A 23,194-nucleotide genomic window follows, 5' to 3' on the forward strand; every position below is an offset into this window, starting at 1 on the left:
AATTTATTTCTTCTTTAAAATATAAACAGCATCGGTACCGGGATTTAAGACCACTGTAGAAATCTGAGCCTTATTATCAATAGATGTAATGTCATTTAATGCAGAGAATTTCCCAGTTTCACAATCATATCTTTCTGCAGAATAGACTGCAGATATTAAAGGTATGTTGATTTTGGTTGTGAGTTTTTCTTTTTTAGGGTTATACAGATAGATATAATACTCATTTCCGCATTTGACGCTATATAGTTCCATGTCTGAATTAGATGACGAGACAGAAAAAATATCAAAATTACCTTTCCCAGCCATCATCATCCTGTCTTGTATGATCCTCACCTTACGAATGTAAGTATCAGTCCCCCTATTGTCGAAATATTCCCACCACCAGGACAGTGGCAAAACAGGTGTTGGAGAAAACAGGCCATACCAAAGTCCCCTTTTAAAGTCACTGTCCATCTCCTGGGCAAAAAGGTCAAAGTTTTTCGACCAGTCATATTCATAACCATACTCACCGATCACATATGGTTTACTGAATTCCTTTGTATAATTCACAATTGTCGTTGGGAGTGCCCTGTTGTTTTTATAGATATGCTTTTGATTAAAATCAATATCACTGATACTGTTTAAACCTTTTAGATCCCTATGGGATATACTGGTGGTAACCAAATGATTAAATGGATCAATTTTTTTCATGTATTCAGCCATTTCTTTGTGCCATTGCACAATATCTTCAGCTGGTATTGGATTGTTCTTATCTCGGAACTGGACATTGTCAATTTCATTAAAAAATTCCCATGCACCAATTGCAGCGCTGTATCCCCAGCGGGCAACAATAAAACGCAGTCGGTTATAGTACTGTTTTTTAGCTCTTGGATCCTTGAAAAACTCAGCGGTGGATACCTGATAGCGACCGTTCTTTGCATCATAAGAACCCGGACCCAAGGTGAGCATCATGTATAAACCTAGCGAATCTGAAAGGTTGACCAGCCTATCCATTTTTGCGATCGCACTGGGATTGAAATAAGCTGAAGAATTGGTGTAGCGTTTATTATTAATACCGCTCTTCCAGTCCAGCGGTAAATTCCAGGAACATATCCAGGTCCGAAAATAATTTCCACCATGCCTGGAGAGTGCCGGCAACATATATTCATAATTGTACTTAGGATTCTCATGGAGTGCCTTGAAGAATTTGGAATCATCATCATCTCTTGATTCCCAGCAAATATTTTCACCGATACCACGGAAAGCATCACCATTATCAAATCGAAATGCCCAGTTGCTTCCCGCATGTAAAATTCCTTTGTTTTTGGAACCTGTAATATTGAAAGTTTTAGTAGCCGTGGAGAAAACAAGTTTTTCGTTCTTTTTCAGATGAAACCTATAGGTATACTTTCCTTTTTCCTTCGCCATAAATCTTGCTTTCCAGGTCGATTTTTTGGTATCTCCAGATTCATAGTAACAGGGCAGGACCAATCGCTTTCCTGAAGGAGATTTTAATTCCATATCCATCGAGATGTCCTCCTGCAGATAAGGATTTTCAAAATCAGCAGTTAAATCAATTTTCCACTCTGCTTTTTCATATTGCTTCGCATTTCTGTTCTCTAAAACGAAAGCGATAATTTTGTTCTGCGCCTTCAAACTGATTACAGCGAGCATAAATCCTATAGTGCAAAAGCCTTTTATCATCTGTTCTTTAATCATTATAATTTATTTTGTTGGAGAGTTTTGCTTAGTAGCGGCTAAAGCTTGAGCACATTCACATCAATAATCACAATCACTTCATTATTTGCTGATTTGAGGCGATATTTACTTGCATCATGTACAGCAAAAGCGAAGCACCATTCTTTTTCCGTTATAATTTGCTTTCAAAAAGCTAAATAATTGAAAGATAAAACGACGCCGCATATCAATAGCCATTGGTTTTCAAAATCCTGAGCATAGGTATGCATCTTATTATATTGCAAATTTTCAAGTGTTATAAACGTATAATGATAAATTCATATGGACAATATGATTTTGAAAATATGTCACAGGATTTTTATTTGACATTTTAGTTTAATATTGCTGTAATAATTTGATAAGCTGAGGGCATCAAATCAACATTCTGCCCTTAAAGCCTGTAAGTATCTACCTTATATCTAAAAGACAACGATTTTAGATTTGATGATAGTAATTTACCCATAGCTTAATATCAATTGACTTGCGCTAAGTATAGAAATAAAATATTTTTTATAGTTAATGAGTATTCCACAAAATATATCAAATTATAAACTGTAAGTAATATACGTCTGTAATTTTGCTTTCCACATATTGAAAGCCCCTTTCAAAAAATCCTGATATTTATAACTATCATTTAGGGCGTAAGCTGAGGAAAATATCCAAAGGTTTCAGCATTTAACATTGAACCTCTGGATATTTCGTGAATGATACTTTATGACTTTTCACCAGTCAAACCGTTTATTATTTATTAGCGACAGGTCCTCTTAGTGATTAATAAATATTTTACAACTCCTATTCTATTACCTTTAGGAATACACTAATAGGTTAAACTTTTGTTGTTTTGCGTTTCTGCAAGAGCGGTTGCTTTATTTTTGTTAACAAGATTCACAATTGTGTCAACAGTTAACGAAGATTTCAAACCATCTTCTGGAGTATTGATTACATAATCACTAAGTTTTTCCAAAGTTGAAGTTGCAACATGCATACGTGTATCAGATGAGGCGTAGTAAATAAAAACTTTCCCGTCTTCATCCAAAATCCAACCATTACAAAACGCAACATTAGAAACATCGCCAACTCTTTCCTCACCCTCTGGAGCGATGAAATATCCTCCAGGTTTGTGAATCACTTTGGTAAGATCATTTAAGTCTGTCATAAACATGTATAAGACGTACCTTAAACCTGCGGCAGTATTTCTCACACCATGAGCTAGATGTAACCAACCCTTGTCGGTTTTTATTGGAGCTGGCCCCTGCCCGTTTTTGGCCTCATATACAGTATGGTATTCTTTTTTAAATATAATAAATTCGTGGTCGATCTCAGCATTTTCGATAGACTTCGATAAACCAAAACCAATTCCACCGCCACTACCAGCTTCTATGAAGCTATCCTGCGGCCTTGTATAAAAGGCATATTGACCGTCTACAAATTCTGGGTGTAAGACCACATTTCTTTGTTGCGGGGAGGGTGTTTTAAGGTCTGCTAACCGATGCCAATTTTTTAAATCTTTGGTCCTGACTATACCGCACTGTGCCAGCGCTGAGGTTTGATCTCCGTCATGAGCGGACGGATCACGCTTTTCTGTGCAGAACAGACCATAAATCCAGCCATCCTCATGCTCGACAATACGCATATCATAAACATTGGTATCCGCATTATCGTAGGCATCAAAAACAATGGGATAGTCCCAGAACCTAAATCCATCTATACCATTATCACTTTCTGCAACAGCAAAAAATGACTTTCTATCAGATCCTTCCACGCGGGCAACCATAATGTATTTCCCTTTGTACTTTATCGCTCCGGCATTGAACACTGCATTGAAGCCAATGCGTTCCATAAAATATGGATTAGAAGTCGGATCGAAATCATACTTCCATGTTAATGGCACATGTGCCGCGGTAAGTACTGGATATTTGTATCTTTCGAATATTCCATTGCCCTCTTCTTCTTTCAGGTTTTCTTTGTTTATCAGTAAATCCTGTGCTTTTGCTAAAAGCGCTATACGATTCTTAAAAATGGATGTCATGCTCTTCTTATGTATTAATTTTATTTGTGATAGTATAATTCTATACACTCTACTATTATTCAATTAACTGGTTATCAAATTTTAAATAGATAACGAGTTGTTAATTTTCTTGCTCTATTTTATCTTTTGTTCTTCTCTGTTCCAGTTCTCCGGATATTGTATTCATTAATGAATCGTTTAATTTGTAAAAACCAATGAAAACTGCCGAGAGTGCTGCACCTGTTGCGGGTATAAAACTTAACATCATCCTGATGCCACTTTGTGTCTCTATTGTTTGAGAAACATTTGCTTCAAAACCATAAATCGCAAGCATCCAACCGGTCAGGGCTCCTCCAAGTGTCCAGCCCAACTTTTGCGACATGGAGGACGAGGAAAAAATCAGCCCAGTCGCGCGTCTTCCTGTTTTCCATTCAGAATAGTCAGCAATATCAGCGTACATGGACCATAGTAGTGGAAAAATACAGCCAGCACATATACTAATCAAAAATTGAAAAGTGAAAATTAACATTAGATCGTTCTCTTTGAAGAAATAGAACACACAGCTCAAAAGTGCAGCAATCACCATTGCATAGAGAAAGGTATTTTTCTTACCTATCTTATCCGAGATTGGTTTTGCCAAAACGACTCCAGCAATGTTGGCCGCCTGTCCTAAAACCAAGTAAAGTGTGCTGTAGTTAATGGCTATTTTAAATATGGGTAACTCGAAGGCCTGTTGGCTTTGAAAATAATATTTGAAATAATAAATGACTGATCCATCTCTCAAGGAATTGAATATTAGTGTTGAAACCCCAGCTCCCAGCAGAATGAACCAAGGTTTGTTTTTAGCTAAATTTTTCAAATCATCTTTAAGAGATGACTTTTGTTCCTTTGGTGGACTTATTCTCTCTTTTGTCCACGCAAATGTGAAGTAAAAGAAAACAGCAGCAATGCAAGCATATAAAACCATCGTAAACAACCACCCTCTTTGTGCATCTATTCCTGATGCTGTTTGGCTGAACCAACTTACCAAGGGCTCTGCCGTAGCTAACACCAGGATACTACCCGCAAAGGCGAAAACAAATCTATAGGTAGAAAGCGCAGTTCGGTCTTTGATGTTCGATGTCATAACCCCCATTAGAGAGGCATATGGCACATTGATTGCTGAATAGACCATCATCATAAGGGTGTAAGTGACGTATGCATAAATTACTTTCCCGGCTAAACTTAGATTTGGCGTGGTAAAAGTAAGTACGCCGACTATCCCAAAAGGGATAGCTACCCACAATAGATAAGGTCTGAACTTGCCCCATTTTGTATTGGTCCTGTCAGCTATAATTCCAATAATTGGATCCAGGGCCGTATCCCATATTCTGGTGATCAGGAACATCGTACCAACTATAGCTGCTGATATTCCGAAAACATCCGTGTAGTAATACAGTAGATACACCGAAAAAATTTTCCAAAACATAGATGAGGCAAAATCCCCAAATCCGTAAGCAACTTTTTCTTTCAATTTTAGTTTTTGATCCATTCTTTTTATTAAATTCTTTATAATTTAATCCTGGTAATTTTCCTATTCTAAATTGCTTAAATCAAATAAATAACGCTGAATTTTATCTATTCCAACCCGGCATTTCGTCGAGTGTTACCACATTTACCGCGTTGTGTAATGCTTTAATCTGCGCCTGGGTATTGCTCTGTTCTTTAAATACCAGCTCAGACCATCCCATAAAGAAGGTCCATTTAGGCTGCTCCAATAACTGTTGGGGAGTAGGATATTTTTCGCACTCTCCAATTGCAATTGGCTTGCCCTTGGCGATATCAAGTATTGTTTTATACTTTGCTGCAGTGTAACCTGAACCATCAGAGAAATACATGTCCATTGACACCACATCGAAATAATTATCACCTGGATTATAGGTATTTACATCACTTGACAAACTACCAAAATCCTGTATGTTCCATACCCAAATCAAATTTGACAAACCTTTTGTTTTAGTCATATAATCATGTGTAAGCTGATAAAGTTTTCGAGTACCATTGGCTCCAGGCCTTCCCCCCACCAAAATTTCCCTTGGTTCATCTCGTGCAAGGGACGCCATAAAACTTCCACACCCTTATCCTCTAATTGCTGAAGATAAATACAAACCTCATCCATCATCTGTTTCCACTTGGTATTTATTGCAGTGCCATCCGTAATTAGTTGTGTGAACTGCTCATCACTTAGTGAACTCATTACACCTTTCCCATCATCCCAGCCACAAGGCTGAGAATTGGCTGGATTGCAAGCGTGCCACATGATATTGATAATTGCTCCCTTTTTCCATTGGTTAACAGCTTGGTCGATCATAATCTGACGATTATTAATATTATCTGCCTGAAAAAGAAAATCTCCACTCCAAAGTGCAGGATATTTGTCGGTCACCGTTTTTACTTCCTCGGTCCACCTGGTTGGATCTGAATTCGGTTCGCGGTTGTGCATGCCTGCCACCGTTTTATTTCCAGAAATCTCGTTGAGGTAATTAATTGTTTTGAAAGGAGAAATTGATACCCCAACTGGTGGTTTGACAACGTCAATACTTGGCTCTGGATTTATATCCTCACCACCTTTACACGAAGTAAAAATGAGTATGGCTAGAAACATTAATCCGTTAATAATCTGTTTTCTCATAATTTTTTAATTCTAAAAATATATTTTTCGTCCAGCGGATCTAGATGATAATTAACCTTGACTCTTTATTTATAGCTTTTTCACATCGACCCAAAATCTTCTCGGCTTTCCGACAACCTTGTCGTAATCGGAGTATATCTTACTGTAGTCATCCACCCCTTCTAAAGGAAAGTCAAAAGAATTATCTGTTATGGTTTTATTGTTATTGTTTCCAAGAGACAAGCTACCGGCACCTCTGAAAGTTGCGACTGAAACGATGCCGGTCGATGAGGTAAATTTCACAACGTTAGTTGTATAATCTCGTTCCCACTTACCTTCGCCAATAGGGATTTTTCTATAAAAATTATTTACGTCTGTTTGAGGATTTCCTATGAATACGTAATTGGCATACTTTCCGTCAGCACCTGCACTATTGGTAACCTTACCGTAGGTTTTTCCTTCAGCAGTAACGCCTTGGAACTCAAAAGTGAGTCTGTTATCCAATTCCAATGAAGGACCTGTGGTCGCTGACCATAACCAAGGCTTAGCTGAAAAATCTATTACTTCACCACCGCCATATTCAGGCCCGGTGCCTCCATAAACAACCTGTTTCTGAATGGTGTAAGTTCCAAGGAGTGTTTCTGTAAATGGAATAAGTTCAACTGTCCATTCTCTTGATTTTCCAGATTCTGAAGTGATTGTATATTTATATTTATTATTGTTGGCTGCAAAATTTACTTTTTCACCAGATAAAGGTTTTATTTCAGATTTATAAGATGTTTGAATCTGGGCTGACACAGCTGAAAGATTTGTTCCTGCCTGAATCAGTACCTTAACTGCTACGGTCCCAGCCTGTCTATCTACAACTGCAGGTCCTATTTGTGCCAACCCATCTCCTAAGGTCACCGCTTCGATGGAGCGTTCATTGCTAACAACATCATCATAGGGGTCTTTTTGGCAAGCACTGAATAAAATTGTTGTAATCATTAATATTACAACCACTAGTTTATTGTTCCTTTTCATTGTTGAATATTTATGGTTTCATTAACGGATTAGTATCTAATTCTCTCTGCGGTATAGGAAAGAAATATGCTCCACTGGTAATTGTTTTGCGGTAATCCTGCGCCATTTTTTCCATACCATTTGTACGGCGTAGGTCAAATAAACGATTACCCTCAAATGCAAATTCCCAAGCTCTTTCCGCCACTACAGCATCACGAAATGCTTTCACACCTAAAGACGGAGGCAAATCACCAAGTCCAGCCCTAGCCCTTATCCTATTTACTGCTGAATACCCTTCACTTGGACCTGCAGCCTCTGCATAAATAAGAAGTATATCAGAGTAGCGGATAATAGGAGAATTTGCATTCATTTTGTCAGCATCACGTCCTGGGTCTATAAATTTTCTGGAAAATGGCCTTGAAGCAGAATTGATATCAAGGTTGTAAACAGTACCAGAATTAGTATAGGAAGACACAATAAGATCTGTTTTTCGCTTGTCAGTGTTTGCATAACTATTGTAATGACTGGCTTCTGTCCTAAAGTGATTCCAGCCTTGTCCAATATTAATTACCGGACTAGTTGCGTTACTTGGGTTATAGGGAATAGACATGGGGCGATCAGAACCGAGAAACATGTTTGGTAACTTCGTATATTCACCCTCTCTTACACCTAGGCGATCAACAGCAGCATCAAAGATATGCTCGTTAACACTTCCAGCTGTCTTATATAGAGCTGTATTCCAGATGTCAACCAGTGTATTGGTAAACCCAAAAACAGACTGATCATTAATCACTTTAGCAGCATAAGTCTTTGCATCTGTATACTTTTTCTCTGCATCATCCACAAAAGCATATCCAGGGGAATTATAACTTTTAGAAGAGGCTAAATGCAAGTATACTTTGGCTAGCAATGCCTGAGCGGCAACTTTGTTCGCTCTACCCTCTTTATTTTTAGCAATACTCATTAAACCTTCTGCGTTCTTTAGATCACTTTCTATGAGACTGTATATCTCACTGAGAGATGATTTAGCCATCGGAACCTGCCCTGCATCAGCAATAACTTCTGTTCTTAACGGAACTGCTCCAAACAATCGCACTAAATTAAAATTGTGCAAAGCTCTCAAAAAATACCCTTCCCCAATAATTTGGTTTTTGTTAGCAGCAGTGATACCTTCTACATTTGGAACATTTGCGATCACTGAATTAGCTCTTGCGATGCCTCGGTATAAATAGGTCCATAAATTATCCAAATCCGCATTTGCCGGTGTCGTCCTGATCTCATCCAATTCAAAATTAGAGACTCCTGCATCACCTTTTTGCGTTAAGTTCTCTGTAGGAAGTTCAGTAATGATGTAATAACCCCGGGAGTAATAACCGACCTCGGGAAGTATTGCATAAGCATAGGCTAATGCTGAATTTGCGTCTGCCTCTGTTTTATAAAAGGAACTGGTATTCACTAACCCATAAGGCTTTTCTTCCAATTTCTGACAGCTTGATAAAACTGCTGCAAAAACAAATGCGCTGTATATATATTTTTTTATGTTCATGATTTTAAAATTAAAAGCCAATATTTAATCCTAGTGAAATCGCCCTCGGTCTTGGATACGCACCCTCATTAACACCATTTTCTCCGAGTTCTGCATCAAAGCCTGGATTAAACTTAGTGAAGGTGTAAAGGTTGTTGCCAGAAAAGAATATCCTTAGACTTTTTATCCCATTGATAGGATTAGCCTTAAAATTATATCCTAGGGTGACGTTTTGAATACGCAAGAAAGAACCATCCGTGATGAAGAAATCAGAAGCTAGGAACCCTCTTGTATTATTTGCTCTTGGAATCTCATTACTAGGATTATCCGGTGTCCAACGCATGATCTGCCTGCTTGGTGTCAGTTTTCTAAAATCAAATACATCATTACCATAAATCCCGTAAAACTGAGCGGAAAGGTCAAATCTTTTGTATTTTAAGTTTGTGTTAAAGCTATATAAAAAGTCCGGAGTCGGATTTCCTATAATGGTTCTATCATTGCCATCGATTACCCCATCAGGAGTTCCGTTTGGTCCAGATATATCAAGATATTTTATTTCACCTGGTTGCGCAGCAGCTCCCGTTAAACCTGAGGCAATACCTTCCTGAACCGTTTGTATTATCCCATTTGATTTATAACCATAATAGGCAAACATCGGCTGACCTACCGTGTAGGTTAGAATTCTTTGTCTGACCAATTCATAGAGGGTTCCAACATCAACCCGATTTTTTTCACCCATGCTAATCACCTTATTCCGATTGCGCGTGAAGTTAACCCCAACATTCCAAGAAAATTCACTCTTTCTAATGATATCCGCATTAAGGCCAATCTCAATACCTTTGTTGTTAATCTCACCATCGTTAATCCATTGTTCATCAAAGCCTGATGAAGGAGCAATAGTTCTCAACCTTAGAAGATCATCGGTGTTTTTGTTATAATAATCAATAGTCAACCTAAACCTCTGATCCATAAAACCAATATCTACTCCCAAGTCTAATGAGGTGGTAGTTTCCCACTTTAAGCTATTATTCCCTAAGCCTCCAACAATTGTTAAACCCTGTTCATTATTTGCACCTGATAAACCTGGACCAAATCCTGTCTGAAAACCATCTCCAGTAAAATATCTGGCTGTTCCAAACCTATCCAGTGTTTGATATGGGCTAATGCCCTGATTTCCTGTAAGCCCATAGCTCACTCTAAATTTAAGTTCCGAGAAAACATTGAGTGATTTGATAAATTCTTCTTCGTTTGCTTTCCAAGCCACTGCACCAGATGGAAAATATCCCCACTTGTTATTGGATCCGAATTTACTTGAACCATCAGCTCTGGCTGTTAAAGTAAAGAGGTAACGGTCTTTGAAGACATAATTAGCTCTACCAAACCATGATGCAAGTTCTGATCTTGAGAGTCCATTAGAGATAATCCTATTTGCTGCAGTGCTTAAGTTTTCGTTTTGAATGTTATCGTTAACAAAACCATTACCTATCAAGTCACTCGTTCTTGTATTAAATTTTTGGAAAGAGTAACCCGCGACAAAGTTAATGCTGTGGTCTTTCCCGAAGGTTTTATTTGCGGTCAGATAATTTTCGGTCAGCAATTCTGTGGTGTTAAAATTATTTATTGCACCATAGCCATTGCTTTCAAATCCTCTAAAGGTTACAATTGAAGGCTCATATACGTCACCGATTGAATTGCCATATTTTGAGCTTAGTTGCGTTCTGAATTGCAGCCATTTGGTTATTTTGGCGTTGGCATAAACTGTTCCAAGTACATCAATTGTCTTACTCGTGTTCAATACCTCATTGGCTATGGCCAAAGGATGTCCAAAATCTGTGGGACTTGTTCTGAAATAATTTCCCTTATCATCATAAACTGGAAAAACCCTTGTGCGATCTGCATTAACCTGTACACCATTGTTTTTTGTGTAGGTAAGAATTACGTTAGTACCCACATTGATAGCATCGGTAAGTTTTTGGTCTAAATTTAATCTAGTGGCGAAGCGATCATAGAAATTTTTAATGACCAAACCTTCTTCTTTGTAATAATTTCCTGAAATAGCGTATTTAGTTTTTTCACTTCCTCCATCTGCAGTAAGTGTATAACTCTGAGAGAATGGTTTGCGATACACTAAATCAACCCAATCGGTATTGTGTGGCCACTTTGGCTTTGAAGGGTCAAGGCCTCGTAATTCTGCTATGGAAGGAAAATAAACTCCCCCTCGTATTTCACCAAGATATGGCAGTTGGTTTGCAGGGGTACCTCCTGTTAAAGCTGCTTCATTAGCAAAAGTTGCCTCATCAATGGCATCTCTCCAAAGGTCAGGCTTGGAAGACATAGCAGATACCGTATTAAGTGTGCTTAATGAAATGTTAGACTGCCCAAGCTTACCTTTTTTTGTGGTGATCAGGATGACTCCATTAGCACCTCTTGAGCCATATATAGCTGCGGATGAAGCATCCTTTAATACTTCAATCGATTCGATATCATCAGGATTTATCTGCTTCAAATTACCAGCATCACCCCAAGGAAAGCCATCTACAACCATTAGTGGACTATTTGACCCGTTTAATGAACTTGTTCCGCGTATACGTATAGTGGCTCCAGCACCTGGTCGTCCTGAACCGGATATAACCTGAACCCCAGGTATTTTTCCCTGTAAAAGTTGGTCTACAGAGGCAGAGGGAGTTCGATTGAGTTCACTTCCTTTTAATGTCGAAACAGAACCCGTAAGGTCGCTTTTTTTAACTGTACCATATCCAACAACGACAACCTCATCCAGATTTTTAAGATCGGGCTGCAGGCTAGCGCTAACACTGTTTTGACCTGAAGCAACCGCAATTTCTTTAGTTATCATGCCCACCATTTTGAAAATAAGTGTATTACTTTTTGCAGGCAATGTTATTGTATAATTTCCACTATCATCAGAAGAGGTTTGGATGTTTTCTCCTTTGACAGAAATTATAACGCCAGGCAAGGGCTTGGCAATTTCGTCTACTACATTCCCTTTTATAGTTCTTTGTTGCGCAAGCACTGTATCAGCGCTCAACAGTACACAAAGAAAGCAAGCAAATGCGATGTAAAAATTTCTACTCATAAAGTTTAATTTGGTTAATAAAATTATATGTCCAATTGGTGATTAATTGATAAATCAAAACTAGTTCATAATGAATAAACCCATTAATACTATTTTAACATTTGATAGTATAATAATGAATGAGCACGTATTTTATACTGAGTTCACTTACAATGGAGCCATCTGGAATAAGGAATTCCAGTTATTTGAATTCTATTTTACCTTTTCGTCAATAATACATTTTATAGAAATCTCCAAATATGTGTAAATACTTTGGGTAAAATCCAGATACTTATTTCCGTCCATATGTCAGCGAAAAATTTGAAAATTGAGCATCTTCTTTGGTATCACCTTTATAGTGTAACCCTGGCCTCGGGCTCCTGTCCCATTGTTCAAGGGACATTCCCTTTAAGTTTATATCCAAGGCTATTTCTTTCCAATTCATATCACCCTGTTTGTATTTGAATTGCAACCTTTGATCTGCATTCACATTTAAGCTAATTGAATCGGTTCATTTCTGGTGATTTTTTCTTCAATTAATGTAAAGAGTTTTTTATCAACCACCTTCCAAACCATAATTTGGTCACCTTGAACGCCAAAACCCATAGCGGAATGAACATCACCATAGAACGTTAAGCCCTTTAGACTATTACTGCGGTTGAGCACTTCAACGTGATCTTGTGATTTTTTGTGTTGACGATGAAGGAAATCAGCTGAAAAAGCCATGGAGAAAACTTTGCAGTCTGCTAGATCTGTATGAATATGAACCTGATCGATATCCAGCGTTAAAAGTGCAGGTGCAAAAATGACCCTGTTTCCCAAGTCCGCATAATGCCTCAATTCACCTTCGTACAAAAAAATGAGACAATAATAATTATGACTGTGGGGCTCATTATAAACTTTACCTGAATCGTCGGTTCGATCTTTTATATACAAAAGGAACTGGTCGTGATCCTTTTTTTTGAAATCTATATTATATTTGGGTATCACCTTCTCCGTTTTTTTGATTAAAAATTTATAGTTCAGGTAGCGTACAATACTTCTGGTAATCATGGCAGAATTGGTCATGATATCAATTATCTGATCTAGCCATGTGGCTATATCATAAATTGACTGTAGAACATAAACGCTTACCAATTCGTTCGCTGAATTCGGCATCGTACAATCAATAAAGTGTTTAAAAACTTGATAACACTAAGTATCCCGGAAAAGCCAAAGATATAATTTTACATTAAAAAAATACTAATTGGTATGTTTTTAAATTAGTTTTGCATAAAAAAAATAAAATGGAGACACAAACTCATCTTACACCAGAATTCACACTGAACGTAGTTCTTGCAGCAATTGCAATAGCAATTGTATTCATTACCTTAATGTCGTTAGTTAAAGAACCGCACAGGCAAAAAATAAATGCACTTTTGATCGCAGGCGCAGGCGCTGTGTACTGGAGTGGAGGTTTGGGCATTTGGGAGTTCATGTTCGGGACGGTAATGCTTTTTGTGGCTTATAAGGGCTTCAAGCATTATTATTTTATAGGCATCGGCTGGTTGCTGCATACCACATGGGATATACTTCATCATCTATACGGCAACCCAATCGTTTATCTGGAACCCTCGTCTTCTGCAGGATGTGCGGTATGTGACCCGATATTGGCCATCTGGTTTTTTATGGGTGCACCTTCTGTGTTCAATTTTTTCAAAAAGAGAAGATTTTTAAAGTTAACTGTAAAGACAAATTAGGCAATTTTAACATTTTAGTTTTCGGATATTGCAATATGTTACTCGAAAGCGATGTTAATTGGAGTATTCAAAGTAATAACTGATTTAAAACAATAAATAAAATATATATGTCTAAAGCAGCATCAACCAGAGATTTGATCATCAGAAAATCTTTTGATCTCATTTATCAAAAAGGATATCAGTCTACCAGTATAGATGATATTATCAGTACAACAAACGTAACCAAGGGTGCCTTCTTTTACCATTTCAAAAACAAAGAGCAGATGGGCCTGGGATTGATATCGGAACTGCTCTATCCAAATCTCTATAACAGAATGGTAAGCCCGTTGAAAGAAAGCACAGATCCTGCAAAGGATATATATGCTATGATGGAATCGCTTCTTAACGATACTCTTTTCTTTAATGTTTCCCATGGATGTCCTGCAATTAATCTTATAGATGAGATGGCTCCGGTAAATGAGTCATTTAGAAAGGCACTCGCGAAATTGACGCTTGCCTGGCATAATGCAATTGCATCTTGCATCAAAAGAGCCCAGCAAGCAGGCAAGATCAGCACCAAGGAATCTCCTGAGCAAGTGGCTGTAATGGTTATCTCAGGATATTCAGGAATCAGGATGCTTGGTAAGGTAATGGGCAGAGGTGTGTACCAAACCTACCTTACCAGCCTTAAAGGATATCTTAGTTCATTATAATTTTTTTTAAACAATAACATACCATATAGTATCTTTTATGCATCAGATTTTGTTAACCCTCCATTCGATCAACAGGTGGTTGGTACTTATTTCTTTATTATATTCCATTTTTTTATCAGTGAAAGGATTAGTCGGCCACAGCCCGTTCCGTAAGTCTGATAATCTGGTTAGGCATATTACGGCCACTATCGCTCATATTCAGCTTTTAATCGGTCTGTATCTGTATACAATGAGTCCGATTGTAAAGTTTGCTTCCGTTCTACCAAGCGTGGATGGAGTGATGGATGAACATATATTCTTCAGATATGTCCATATGTTATCAATGGTGCTCGCAGTCGTAGTGCTGACGATTGGGTCCGCAAAGACCAAAAGGATGGGAACGGATCGATTAAAGTTCAGAACAATGATGATTTGGTACACGATTTCCTTGTTGATCATTCTAATTGCCATTCCATGGCCTTTCTCTCCCCTGGCTAACCGTCCCATGTTTAGAACATTTTAAAATTCAATTATGATTAAACTACTTAAATATCCTATTGGCAGACTTAGGATCATCGGGTTTCTGGAAGGCCTATCACTTATCTTCCTTGTATTTATTGCGGTACCTTTTAAATATATCGGCAACATACCGGTTCTTGTGAGAATCATTGGTCCTATCCACGGCCTTCTTTTCTGCCTGTTTTTAATCACCACCTTTGGCGTTGCAACCTCTTACAAGTGGAAATTCTCTAAAACCACCTGGAAAGTACTATTGGCATGCCTGATTCCATTTGGGACATTTTATATCGATCGGTATATACTTTACCCTGAATCCGTATTAGAGGGAGAAATGAGCGATGAACAGGAGAATGAGTTATAAAAAATATAAAGTCATGATCTTAATTTTGATCATACCTGCGATATACGTGACATGCTGCAATATTAAACCCAATCCAAAGATTGATAATAATACCCGATTCGAGAAACGCCTGTCCTTTTACAAGCTTTTTCAGGGTAAGCCAGCTGAACTCATTCCTGCTCCTGATGTAGAGGTACTTGAATTATCATCAACACTATTCACTGACTATGCGGAAAAGCAGCGTCTGATCAAACTTCCGCCAGGAAAAAAAATGAAATTAATCGGGAACGGGCTTCCGGATTTTCCAGAAGGAACGCTGATCGCAAAAACATTTTACTACCCTTTAAGCCTGGGTGGGAAATTACAGATAATCGAGACCAGATTGCTTTTGCTCAAGGCTGGCAAATGGCATGCCGCTGTATATAAATGGAACAAGGAACAGGCAGAGGCTTTCTTGATTACTGATGGCGATGTTGTTCCGGTTAAAAGATTGGATTCAAACGGTAAAATGATGGCTATTGGATACCATATCCCTGCAAACAACGAATGTGTAAGTTGTCATCATTCCAATGATAAAATATTGCCAATTGGTCCGAAGGCTCGTAATCTTAATGTTGAGGTTGTGCGTGGGCATTCAAAAGTCAACCAGCTTCAATATCTGATGGACAAAGGATTGATGAGTGCTGAGAAATTAAACAAAATTGACAGACTCCCTGCGGATAAGAATACCAAGATTGCGGTCGATGACAGGGCAAGAGGTTACCTGGAAATCAACTGTGCGCATTGCCATCAGCGAGGGGGATTTGCCGGTCAGACGACACTCGATCTAAACTACGGCACTACGCTAGATGGAACAGGAATACGCTTGCACAGGAATAATATATTGATAAGGATGTCTGAAATGGGCGATTATCACATGCCAAAGTTGGGAACTACGATGATTGATACAGCCGGACTGCAGCTTATAAAGGATTATTTAAAAAAAATGGATTGACAATAATTTTCTATCAGAGGAACTTTTCATATAACTATGACTACACACTAAATTTATGTATCAATTATTAACCGTTTATCATTCAATGTTCAATTGGTTGGCTCTGATATCTATTGTTTACAGTATCTGGCTTGCTTACCAATCAAAAATCACTGGGCTATCGTTTTCAGGTTATCCAGTTAAGGCCATCAGGTGCTCGGTCGGCCTGATGTCACTACAACTGGCTATCGGAATAATGCTCTACAGGAGAAGTCATATCACTGGAAATTTCTGGCGGGATCAATTATATTATAATGATTTCGAAGGATTTTTCTTTAGTGTAATCCACAGCGTATTGATGACCATAGCTACGGTTATCATGTTAATAGCTGTATTCCCAACCAGAAAATCAAATCCAAAAGAGAAGCAGTTCAGTAAGATTATCATTTATTTTTCGATCGCGCTGGTCATCATATTGTTATCGGTGCCATGGCCATTTTCTCCATTCATCAAACGTCCATATATGAGATAACCCAATTAACTGCAATTGAAAGCCAATAGTTATCCTATCTCAGCACCTAGCTAAAATAATCTTCTTTAACCAATCACAACATTCAAAATAAAAACATATTTCACAAGATGACTAAAACACTAATAATCATATCGGCGGTGCTATTACTGGCCTATCTGGGCTATCGAACTTTCCGCATCCTGACCATCAACAATGATATCGACCAACAGGTCTCAAGCGGTGCTATAATTTTGGATGTCAGGACCTCAATGGAATACGAATCCGGACATATTGAAGGTTCTATCAATATTCCTTTGGGTCAGATTAGGGAGCGGTACAAAGAACTTAATCCGTCAAAGACCTACATTACAACCTGTTCACACGGATTACGAAGTATAAAGGTAGAGCATCTGCTTAAAGAGCGTGGATTTCAGCATGTCTCTAACGGGGGGGCGTGGGTTGATCTTGAAGAGAAGATCAAAAGTGGAAGAAAATGATCAATGATAGTAAGAATTTCATAAACATGAATCAATTGATCAAAGAAAACCAACTTGCACAACTTTTTCGAAAGTTTCTGGATAACAATTGCACACGATCAGAATTGGATTTATTATTTCTTCATTTCGGCACCACGAGCGATGAGGAGGAACTGAAAAAAATGATTGCTGACAATCTCAATATTGAAGAAAAATATGAAGAAGATCCCAATAATCGACTAGGCGCAATTTTAGTGGCATTATATAAAAGTGGAGTCGGATCTTCAGAATCAAATGCCAGGCGGCATCCGAATTCGAAAATTATGCTTATCACATCAGCATTAGAACTGCAGAAAAAATAAAAAATTTGAACAAAAACATACCATCTGGTACTTTTTGTGGTATTAGAAATCTGGACATAGATTGTAAAAATAATTTAATAATACACTATAAATAAGCAACATGAAAATTAACAAATACCATTTATCGTTCATTATACCCCTACTTTTAAGCAGCTGTGCGGGTAAAGACAACAAATTGGGTTCATTGAAACAGGAAAATGCCAAAGTTTCCATTCTAAAAATCTCTGCAAAGAGTAACCTGGCTAAATTCAACTATTCTGGAAGTATAGAGCCGGACAATACTGTAAAAATCGGATTTGCTATTCCAGGCATCATCAATAAAGTTTATGTTGATGAAGGTCAATTTGTAGAAAAAGGTCAGTTGTTAGCTACAATTGATGATACGGAGTACCGCAACTCGCTTTTGATTGCAGATGCAGCCTTGAGTCAGACTGAGGATCTTTATGGGCGTTTAAAAGATCTCTTTGAAAAAGAAAGTTTGCCAGAAAAGGACTTTATTGATATTAAAACAAAGCTGGCACAGGCTAAAGCATCGAAAAATATCAATACCAAAAGGATCAATGACTGCCGTTTATATGCGCCAATGTCAGGATATGTGACTGGAAAGGCAATTGAGGCGGGCAGCAGTGCCAGTCCGGGTTTGCCCGCATTCGATATAATTAAGACCGATCAGGTTTATGCTCAGTTTACGGTTCCTGAAGCCGAAATCGGGTATATCACAAATGGGCAGGCTGCAAGTGTTTTTGTTCCTACTCTTCAGGACACATTAAGCGGGAGAATTTCGCGGACCAAGGTTTTCGAAAGGGTAAATGAAGCGTCGGTATCAAAGAACCTGATAATGATCCCGATTTGCTTTTGCTCCTGAATACTGAAGATAATTTGTGAGCACAGGTAAGATGATCAGTCGGGCGATTATTTTTGATCCCCGAAGTATAGGGTCATGTAAAAAATCCCGGCCTTTCGAGCCGGGATCCTGATTTCCCAAAACAGTGATTTTTTTTTATTTATCGCTATTTTTCTTTTCAGTAACTTCTGCTCTGATTTCCTGAGCTAAAACCTTAAGGTCCTGCATCGCTTTACGAACGCGCGTACCTGCCGCAGCATTGCCACCGTCATAAAATTTAGTAGCATCGGCTTCGATTGAAGAAACCAGTTCTTTTACTTTTTCAAATTTTTCCATAATTGTTTTATTATCGGCCAAACAGATGACCATCGTTAAAATTTAATTTCGTTACAAAAAACGAGCCGCGAAAATACAAAAATGCTTTAAACGCCCAAACCCTGACTGTTGGAAAGCTCTTTTCCCTTTGATTTTGTGATGGCCTTATTTAAGGAAGGCTCTTTTAAAAACTGCTCTCTCTTCTCTGCCCTGCCATTGGCTGCAAACATATTAAGCTGAGAATAACGTGGCACGGCTTCAACCTGCAACTTCACCTGCTCGCCATTTTTTTCTACGGTAATAGACGGGCGATCACCATTCTTTAATTGCGCTTCGAGTTTTTCTCTATCCTTTGGATTCTCCAGTTCTTTGATGTTGAATTTATCAAGGACTTCTTTTAAATTGAATCCATATGAAGGATCATGATACTGGCTCATATTGAAGTTCATATGACGGTCACGCGGTCCATCCAGGTCAAGCTTCATCCATGCTTTATACGGCAATCCGCCCTGGGTGAGCATATCCTCACGATATACCGCCCTGCCTTCAATCAGGTTCACAGATTGGGATGCTGTAAAACCCTTCCCTCTTTCCACCCAGATGGTCTGCGGCAATGGTGGATTTCTAAAAATCCTGCCGAATTCCTTATCTACGTAATTGATCTTACCTTCTTCCATAGTTGCCAATCTGGTCTTGTGGGCGGCATCTTTTCCAACGGCAAGCTCAGCATTGCCGGTGTGCTTTTTGAATACTTCGATAGCCTCGGCTACATTTTCTCTTTTGAAAACATTGTTTTTCCCGGGCGTATCACTTGGAGAGATGACCAGATATTTCTGACCGGCTTCCAAAGCTTTTCCTTCATTAAGGGCTACATCATACTTGTTAAGGTAGTAGTTTTCGGACTGACCGGATTGCTTGAAATAAAGATTGAGATCAATCTGCCCCTTGTGTCCATTGATCTGGTCTTTTAAAATAAAATCAGGAAGATTCGACTTCATGTTTTCTTCCATTTTTTCCTGAAGCTCCTTACTGAAGCCCAGCGCTTTCATCTCAGATTTGAGATTTTCTAAATTGTTTAAATTCATACTCATTGTGTTAAAGGTTAACTGTTTGCTATTTTTAGCTTTTAAATTATCTGATGGGCTTTCCCATAATAGAAGGGAAAATGTTTGTCCGAACCGGGGCTGATAGCCGGGGGCGTCCTTTTTCTTAATCCATCAATTTGCTCATTCGGGCGCTTTATTCAATATTTGATGGCATTTCGCATAGTCTTTTAGCATTGTAAAAAAGGACGATGACTGCTTGTGCATAACGGGTCTCAGCCAAATCCAAAGCCTGTAACTATTTTCTGATCTGGTTATCCCGAAGCAGGACCGGAAAGCCTGCCTTGACTTTCATTTTCACCCGCTTTACTTTCTTTGAAAAAAGCCCTTTCGCGGCGTCAATCCCTGCTCCAGCTACCTGAGTACCTATGGACTGATCCATGCTCAGCAGCTGCAGGCTCCTCACCGCATCATCCGCCCCGCCCGATATGGCATTATCCACTATTGCATCCGGTGCTGCAATACCCTTGATCCCATCCAGGCTATAAATCGACAGATCCACGGGGACTATGTTTCTACCGATTCGAATGGTTTTGATATCCACCAGCAAACGTTGATTGGTCAGGTTACAGAGTCCAAAAATTTCGTGTCCCTTGGGAATCAGGGTACCATTGATGGTGACCGTGTCTGAAACCACCAGTTTGAGTACGGCACCCTGGACGAGGGATTGTTTTGCTGCGACCTCGGCTGGAATTGCAGCAAACTTTTCTTCCGGTGCTGTATTAACCTGTTTAATGTAGGCATCACGAACACGCTCGGGATGTTGAATGTCCAGAACTTTTTCCAGCATGCCAGAAAGCTGTTTCATCTCCCGATCCTCACTGCCATTCCCCTGCATAGAGGACATGAGCTTTTCAAGCCTGTCGACATCGGTGCTCATCCGGGGCACTTTTATATTACGCTCCCGGGAAGAAGCCAGGGCCTTGGGTTCGACCGGTGCATTGATCTGCGCATTTAATTGCTGCAGTTTGAGATCAATGTCCTTTGTGGGATCTGTTGGTTGCGAAGTGCTGAAACCGAATCTGCCGGCGATTTCTTCCAGATGTCCGGAACTGGTTTTTGATGAATCTTTCTGGCTTTCCTGATAAATCCCCATCTTATCTGCCGGCTTTTCCTTAGTGAAGCTGGCATTGGGAAGTGAAGCATTGATACCGGCATTTCCGCTTGATTTATTTCCGGCTGTCTTTCCCCCGCCCATGGCATAAAAGGCCAAAGAAAGAAATGGCAGGATCAGTATGGGCAGGATAAGCAGGATTTTCCTTTTGTCCCTGATTTTTTGATTTTTCATATTTCTATTGTTTTAATTGGTTAATGAATGGCGCAGATGATTAAATTCAGCAAGAAGGCGGCAATGATGACAATAAAGCTGACCAGTATTGCTAAAAGCCCTCTTGATGAAATGTTCCGGCATTTAAGATTGAGATGGTCTGCCAATCTTTTTTGCCAGGAAAGTATTCGTTGATTAACCCTGGAGATCACCGTGGATTGATCTCTCTTAGTTTTTGGTTCCTTTTCCATTTGCTAGGGATTTAAGGGTTCATCATGATTATCCAGGGTTTCCCACCGCTGTATCAAAAACCCGTGCGGATTGTTATCTGAGCGGGAAACATCCCTCAGGGTTCCGGAAGTGATAAGCTTTCGTGTCACGGTTGAAGTTGCCCGGATCAGTTTCTGCGTGGCATAACACTTAAAGCCATAGGGATAATCATCAAGATCGAGCAAAGTACTGTCCACCACAATTTCCTGGGAGATATTCGCAGAGATCAGGTTATTGAAGTAGCCTTTTTCCTTGAGGTTATCATAAGCCCTCTTGGCACTTTCATCCGCCAGGTTTAAAGCGGACGAGATATTGGACTGGATCACCTTTTCATCGGGATCCAGGGTGAAAAAATAATGGTGGAACATTTTGATGTGGTCCCGGAGCTCTACAGCAATATTACTTTTACGATCCGCCGAAACTGCTTCCAGAACCTTTCCGTTGGCCAGAATGTAGACTGTGCGATTGGCCCGGGCAGCCATTTCAAAACCTTTATAGATCGCAAAGCCCGAGATCAGTATACAGGCAAGGATCAAAAAGATACTAAAGCGTTTGATGTGGCTGAAGGCGGTATCAATGTTTTTGAACTGAGTAAACATAATGATTGGTTTTTAAGTTGATTTACCGGATATCTTGTCTTTCTGATGGCTGTTCTGATCCGGGAAATAATCACCCTGGGCAGCGCTTGAATAGCTGTGTGACTGCATGCGGGCACCATCTCCAAGGGCGTCTGCTACCATCCCCCCAGCCCCCATTACAGCGCTGGCACCGGAACTTGGGGCAGCGATTACCATGGAATTCACTTTGGTCAGGATGGCATTTCCACCCCCTGCATGGACTACATAATTGGCTACATTGGGGACAGAAAAATAACCGACGATTCCAATGATCAAAAAGATGAGGTATGCCGTATCTGTGGACGAAAAGAAGGTATCTCCCTGCGCTTCAATCTGCGCAAGATCTACCTTGATCATATTTTCCTGAATCTTTCCCAGGATGCTACCGAATATATTGGCAATGGGCAGCCAGAGAAAAATATTTACATAGCGGGCAAGCCACACGGTGAGGGTCTGCTGGAAGCCATCAAATACTGCAAAGCCAAATACCAGGGGCCCAAGAATGGCCAGCACAACGAGAAAAAAAGTGCGTATGGTATTGATGCATAGCGAAGCTGCCGCATAAAGCACTTCCAGGACTTCCTTTAGCCAGGACTTGATGGAATTGCGCAGGTTGTAGCTCTGTTTTTCCATCCAGAACTGCATACTGTTTCCCAGTCCGTCCAGAAATGTTTCATCTGCCCGCTCAGGGTCAGAAGGGTGCGTATATTTATACCATTTATCACTATCCCCCTGCCCGGTCTCGCCAACATACATTTGCCAATTTTTAGACTTTTTGATCGCTGCCTCTTTAATTTTGAGCAACCTTTCAATCGCAAGGTTGCTGTCACTGACCATTGCCCCGGTAGCAGATACCGTAGGTTTGAGCACGCCATTCATTATTCCGAGTACTGCAGGGAACATCATGATACATAGACCCAGGGCAAACGGACGAAGCAAGGGATAAAAATCAATGGGTTCTGCCGCAGCAATCTGCCGCCAGACCCGGCTGGCAATATACCACAGGGCTCCAAACCCGGCTATTCCCCTGGCCACATCAATCAGGCGGGAACAGAGCGGCAGCATATCATCATATACCTTGTCCAGCACAGGCTGCATGCCCGTAAGTTCCGCTGCGATCCCCTGAGCAAATACCGTTGCAGGAAGTATAAAAAAGGCAAGGGCAAGGCCTGTCCACTTGAAAAAGAGACTAAATATTTTTTTCATCTTGTTA

Annotated in this window: 23 protein-coding genes; 8 read left to right on the forward strand and 15 right to left on the reverse strand. The window is 39.5% G+C overall.

The genetic code is table 11. The features are described from left to right. Nucleotides 1-3: 3 nt before the first annotated feature. The 9 genes from ACZZZC_RS15685 to ACZZZC_RS15725 all read right to left on the reverse strand — a co-directional run bounded on the left by ACZZZC_RS15685 (nt 4) and on the right by ACZZZC_RS15725 (nt 13,132). The gene (locus ACZZZC_RS15685; RefSeq protein ID WP_463483007.1) at nt 4-1,698 is read right to left on the reverse strand and encodes a DUF5060 domain-containing protein; all 1,695 of its coding nucleotides are present in this window, start codon (nt 1,696-1,698) and stop codon (nt 4-6) included. Nucleotides 1,699-2,533: 835 nt separating this feature from the next. Further along, complete coding sequence (locus tag ACZZZC_RS15690; protein ID WP_463483008.1) at nt 2,534-3,745, reverse strand: glycoside hydrolase family 130 protein; 1,212 nt, start codon at nt 3,743-3,745, stop codon at nt 2,534-2,536. A gap of 100 nt (nt 3,746-3,845) precedes the next feature. Then, the gene (locus ACZZZC_RS15695; protein ID WP_463483009.1) at nt 3,846-5,255 is read right to left on the reverse strand and encodes an MFS transporter; all 1,410 of its coding nucleotides are present in this window, start codon (nt 5,253-5,255) and stop codon (nt 3,846-3,848) included. Nucleotides 5,256-5,337: 82 nt separating this feature from the next. Beyond that, a complete protein-coding gene (locus tag ACZZZC_RS15700) occupies nt 5,338-5,727 on the reverse strand; it encodes a glycosyl hydrolase (protein ID WP_463487627.1) in 390 nt (129 codons plus the stop codon). Beyond that, nucleotides 5,724-6,395, reverse strand: a complete 672-nt coding sequence (locus ACZZZC_RS15705) for a glycosyl hydrolase (RefSeq protein WP_463487628.1) — start codon at nt 6,393-6,395, stop codon at nt 5,724-5,726. Before ACZZZC_RS15705 ends, ACZZZC_RS15700 begins: the two co-directional genes overlap by 4 nt. A gap of 69 nt (nt 6,396-6,464) precedes the next feature. Beyond that, a complete protein-coding gene (locus tag ACZZZC_RS15710; RefSeq protein ID WP_463487629.1) occupies nt 6,465-7,397 on the reverse strand; it encodes a hypothetical protein in 933 nt (310 codons plus the stop codon). Nucleotides 7,398-7,407: 10 nt separating this feature from the next. Continuing rightward, nucleotides 7,408-8,922: a RagB/SusD family nutrient uptake outer membrane protein gene (locus ACZZZC_RS15715; RefSeq protein WP_463483012.1), complete on the reverse strand. Its 1,515-nt coding sequence runs from the start codon at nt 8,920-8,922 to the stop codon at nt 7,408-7,410. A gap of 10 nt (nt 8,923-8,932) precedes the next feature. Next, a complete protein-coding gene (locus ACZZZC_RS15720) occupies nt 8,933-11,995 on the reverse strand; it encodes a SusC/RagA family TonB-linked outer membrane protein (protein WP_463487630.1) in 3,063 nt (1,020 codons plus the stop codon). 471 nt (nt 11,996-12,466) lie between these two features. Further along, the gene (locus tag ACZZZC_RS15725; protein ID WP_463483014.1) at nt 12,467-13,132 is read right to left on the reverse strand and encodes a hypothetical protein; all 666 of its coding nucleotides are present in this window, start codon (nt 13,130-13,132) and stop codon (nt 12,467-12,469) included. 128 nt (nt 13,133-13,260) lie between these two features. Here ACZZZC_RS15725 and ACZZZC_RS15730 point away from each other — a divergent pair, with 128 nt between their 5' ends. The 8 genes from ACZZZC_RS15730 to ACZZZC_RS15765 all read left to right on the forward strand — a co-directional run bounded on the left by ACZZZC_RS15730 (nt 13,261) and on the right by ACZZZC_RS15765 (nt 18,430). Next, nucleotides 13,261-13,713 (forward strand): DUF6010 family protein, encoded by a 453-nt coding sequence (locus ACZZZC_RS15730; RefSeq protein WP_463483015.1) that lies wholly within the window; start codon nt 13,261-13,263, stop codon nt 13,711-13,713. Nucleotides 13,714-13,820: 107 nt separating this feature from the next. Further along, entirely contained in the window at nt 13,821-14,405 is a 585-nt protein-coding gene (locus ACZZZC_RS15735) for a TetR/AcrR family transcriptional regulator (RefSeq protein ID WP_463487631.1), read from the forward strand. Between the two features lie 511 nt (nt 14,406-14,916). Beyond that, a complete protein-coding gene (locus tag ACZZZC_RS15740) occupies nt 14,917-15,264 on the forward strand; it encodes a DUF3817 domain-containing protein (RefSeq protein ID WP_463483017.1) in 348 nt (115 codons plus the stop codon). Between the two features lie 13 nt (nt 15,265-15,277). Beyond that, nucleotides 15,278-16,237, forward strand: a complete 960-nt coding sequence (locus tag ACZZZC_RS15745; RefSeq protein ID WP_463487632.1) for a hypothetical protein — start codon at nt 15,278-15,280, stop codon at nt 16,235-16,237. A gap of 55 nt (nt 16,238-16,292) precedes the next feature. Then, nucleotides 16,293-16,748, forward strand: coding sequence for a hypothetical protein (locus ACZZZC_RS15750; protein WP_463487633.1), 456 nt, complete (start codon nt 16,293-16,295; stop codon nt 16,746-16,748). A gap of 107 nt (nt 16,749-16,855) precedes the next feature. Beyond that, nucleotides 16,856-17,224 carry a rhodanese-like domain-containing protein gene (locus ACZZZC_RS15755; RefSeq protein ID WP_463483020.1) on the forward strand — a complete coding sequence of 123 codons (369 nt, stop codon included), beginning with the start codon at nt 16,856-16,858 and terminating at the stop codon, nt 17,222-17,224. A gap of 26 nt (nt 17,225-17,250) precedes the next feature. Continuing rightward, entirely contained in the window at nt 17,251-17,565 is a 315-nt protein-coding gene (locus tag ACZZZC_RS15760) for a hypothetical protein (protein WP_463483021.1), read from the forward strand. Between the two features lie 100 nt (nt 17,566-17,665). Further along, entirely contained in the window at nt 17,666-18,430 is a 765-nt protein-coding gene (locus tag ACZZZC_RS15765) for an efflux RND transporter periplasmic adaptor subunit (protein WP_463483022.1), read from the forward strand. Between the two features lie 135 nt (nt 18,431-18,565). Here the strand turns inward: ACZZZC_RS15765 and ACZZZC_RS15770 are convergent, their stop codons facing one another. The 6 genes from ACZZZC_RS15770 to traJ form a co-directional block, all read right to left on the reverse strand. After that, nucleotides 18,566-18,745 (reverse strand): histone H1, encoded by a 180-nt coding sequence (locus ACZZZC_RS15770; protein WP_116167675.1) that lies wholly within the window; start codon nt 18,743-18,745, stop codon nt 18,566-18,568. An 86-nt stretch (nt 18,746-18,831) separates the two neighbouring features. Further along, nucleotides 18,832-19,809 carry a hypothetical protein gene (locus tag ACZZZC_RS15775; RefSeq protein WP_463487634.1) on the reverse strand — a complete coding sequence of 326 codons (978 nt, stop codon included), beginning with the start codon at nt 19,807-19,809 and terminating at the stop codon, nt 18,832-18,834. A gap of 256 nt (nt 19,810-20,065) precedes the next feature. Then, nucleotides 20,066-21,115, reverse strand: a complete 1,050-nt coding sequence (gene traM, locus ACZZZC_RS15780) for a conjugative transposon protein TraM (RefSeq protein ID WP_463487635.1) — start codon at nt 21,113-21,115, stop codon at nt 20,066-20,068. A gap of 20 nt (nt 21,116-21,135) precedes the next feature. Then, entirely contained in the window at nt 21,136-21,345 is a 210-nt protein-coding gene (locus tag ACZZZC_RS15785) for a hypothetical protein (RefSeq protein ID WP_463483025.1), read from the reverse strand. A gap of 3 nt (nt 21,346-21,348) precedes the next feature. Beyond that, entirely contained in the window at nt 21,349-21,963 is a 615-nt protein-coding gene (traK, locus tag ACZZZC_RS15790) for a conjugative transposon protein TraK (protein ID WP_463487636.1), read from the reverse strand. A gap of 12 nt (nt 21,964-21,975) precedes the next feature. Further along, nucleotides 21,976-23,187: a conjugative transposon protein TraJ gene (gene traJ, locus ACZZZC_RS15795; RefSeq protein ID WP_463483027.1), complete on the reverse strand. Its 1,212-nt coding sequence runs from the start codon at nt 23,185-23,187 to the stop codon at nt 21,976-21,978. Nucleotides 23,188-23,194: the final 7 nt, after the last annotated feature.

This window comes from Pedobacter sp. AC212 (assembly GCF_979258625.1).

Bases quoted from the DNA above. Each gene is read 5' to 3' on its own strand.
- ACZZZC_RS15685 (WP_463483007.1), bottom strand. From the start codon at position 1,698: ATGATTAAAGAACAGATGATAAAAGGCTTTTGCACTATAGGATTTATG.
- ACZZZC_RS15690 (WP_463483008.1), bottom strand. From the start codon at position 3,745: ATGACATCCATTTTTAAGAATCGTATAGCGCTTTTAGCAAAAGCACAG.
- ACZZZC_RS15695 (WP_463483009.1), bottom strand. From the start codon at position 5,255: ATGGATCAAAAACTAAAATTGAAAGAAAAAGTTGCTTACGGATTTGGG.
- ACZZZC_RS15700 (WP_463487627.1), bottom strand. From the start codon at position 5,727: ATGACTAAAACAAAAGGTTTGTCAAATTTGATTTGGGTATGGAACATA.
- ACZZZC_RS15705 (WP_463487628.1), bottom strand. From the start codon at position 6,395: ATGAGAAAACAGATTATTAACGGATTAATGTTTCTAGCCATACTCATT.
- ACZZZC_RS15710 (WP_463487629.1), bottom strand. From the start codon at position 7,397: ATGAAAAGGAACAATAAACTAGTGGTTGTAATATTAATGATTACAACA.
- ACZZZC_RS15715 (WP_463483012.1), bottom strand. From the start codon at position 8,922: ATGAACATAAAAAAATATATATACAGCGCATTTGTTTTTGCAGCAGTT.
- ACZZZC_RS15720 (WP_463487630.1), bottom strand. From the start codon at position 11,995: ATGAGTAGAAATTTTTACATCGCATTTGCTTGCTTTCTTTGTGTACTG.
- ACZZZC_RS15725 (WP_463483014.1), bottom strand. From the start codon at position 13,132: ATGCCGAATTCAGCGAACGAATTGGTAAGCGTTTATGTTCTACAGTCA.
- ACZZZC_RS15730 (WP_463483015.1), top strand. From the start codon at position 13,261: ATGGAGACACAAACTCATCTTACACCAGAATTCACACTGAACGTAGTT.
- ACZZZC_RS15735 (WP_463487631.1), top strand. From the start codon at position 13,821: ATGTCTAAAGCAGCATCAACCAGAGATTTGATCATCAGAAAATCTTTT.
- ACZZZC_RS15740 (WP_463483017.1), top strand. From the start codon at position 14,917: ATGATTAAACTACTTAAATATCCTATTGGCAGACTTAGGATCATCGGG.
- ACZZZC_RS15745 (WP_463487632.1), top strand. From the start codon at position 15,278: ATGATCTTAATTTTGATCATACCTGCGATATACGTGACATGCTGCAAT.
- ACZZZC_RS15750 (WP_463487633.1), top strand. From the start codon at position 16,293: ATGTATCAATTATTAACCGTTTATCATTCAATGTTCAATTGGTTGGCT.
- ACZZZC_RS15755 (WP_463483020.1), top strand. From the start codon at position 16,856: ATGACTAAAACACTAATAATCATATCGGCGGTGCTATTACTGGCCTAT.
- ACZZZC_RS15760 (WP_463483021.1), top strand. From the start codon at position 17,251: ATGAATCAATTGATCAAAGAAAACCAACTTGCACAACTTTTTCGAAAG.
- ACZZZC_RS15765 (WP_463483022.1), top strand. From the start codon at position 17,666: ATGAAAATTAACAAATACCATTTATCGTTCATTATACCCCTACTTTTA.
- ACZZZC_RS15770 (WP_116167675.1), bottom strand. From the start codon at position 18,745: ATGGAAAAATTTGAAAAAGTAAAAGAACTGGTTTCTTCAATCGAAGCC.
- ACZZZC_RS15775 (WP_463487634.1), bottom strand. From the start codon at position 19,809: ATGAATTTAAACAATTTAGAAAATCTCAAATCTGAGATGAAAGCGCTG.
- traM (WP_463487635.1), bottom strand. From the start codon at position 21,115: ATGAAAAATCAAAAAATCAGGGACAAAAGGAAAATCCTGCTTATCCTG.
- ACZZZC_RS15785 (WP_463483025.1), bottom strand. From the start codon at position 21,345: ATGGAAAAGGAACCAAAAACTAAGAGAGATCAATCCACGGTGATCTCC.
- traK (WP_463487636.1), bottom strand. From the start codon at position 21,963: ATGTTTACTCAGTTCAAAAACATTGATACCGCCTTCAGCCACATCAAA.
- traJ (WP_463483027.1), bottom strand. From the start codon at position 23,187: ATGAAAAAAATATTTAGTCTCTTTTTCAAGTGGACAGGCCTTGCCCTT.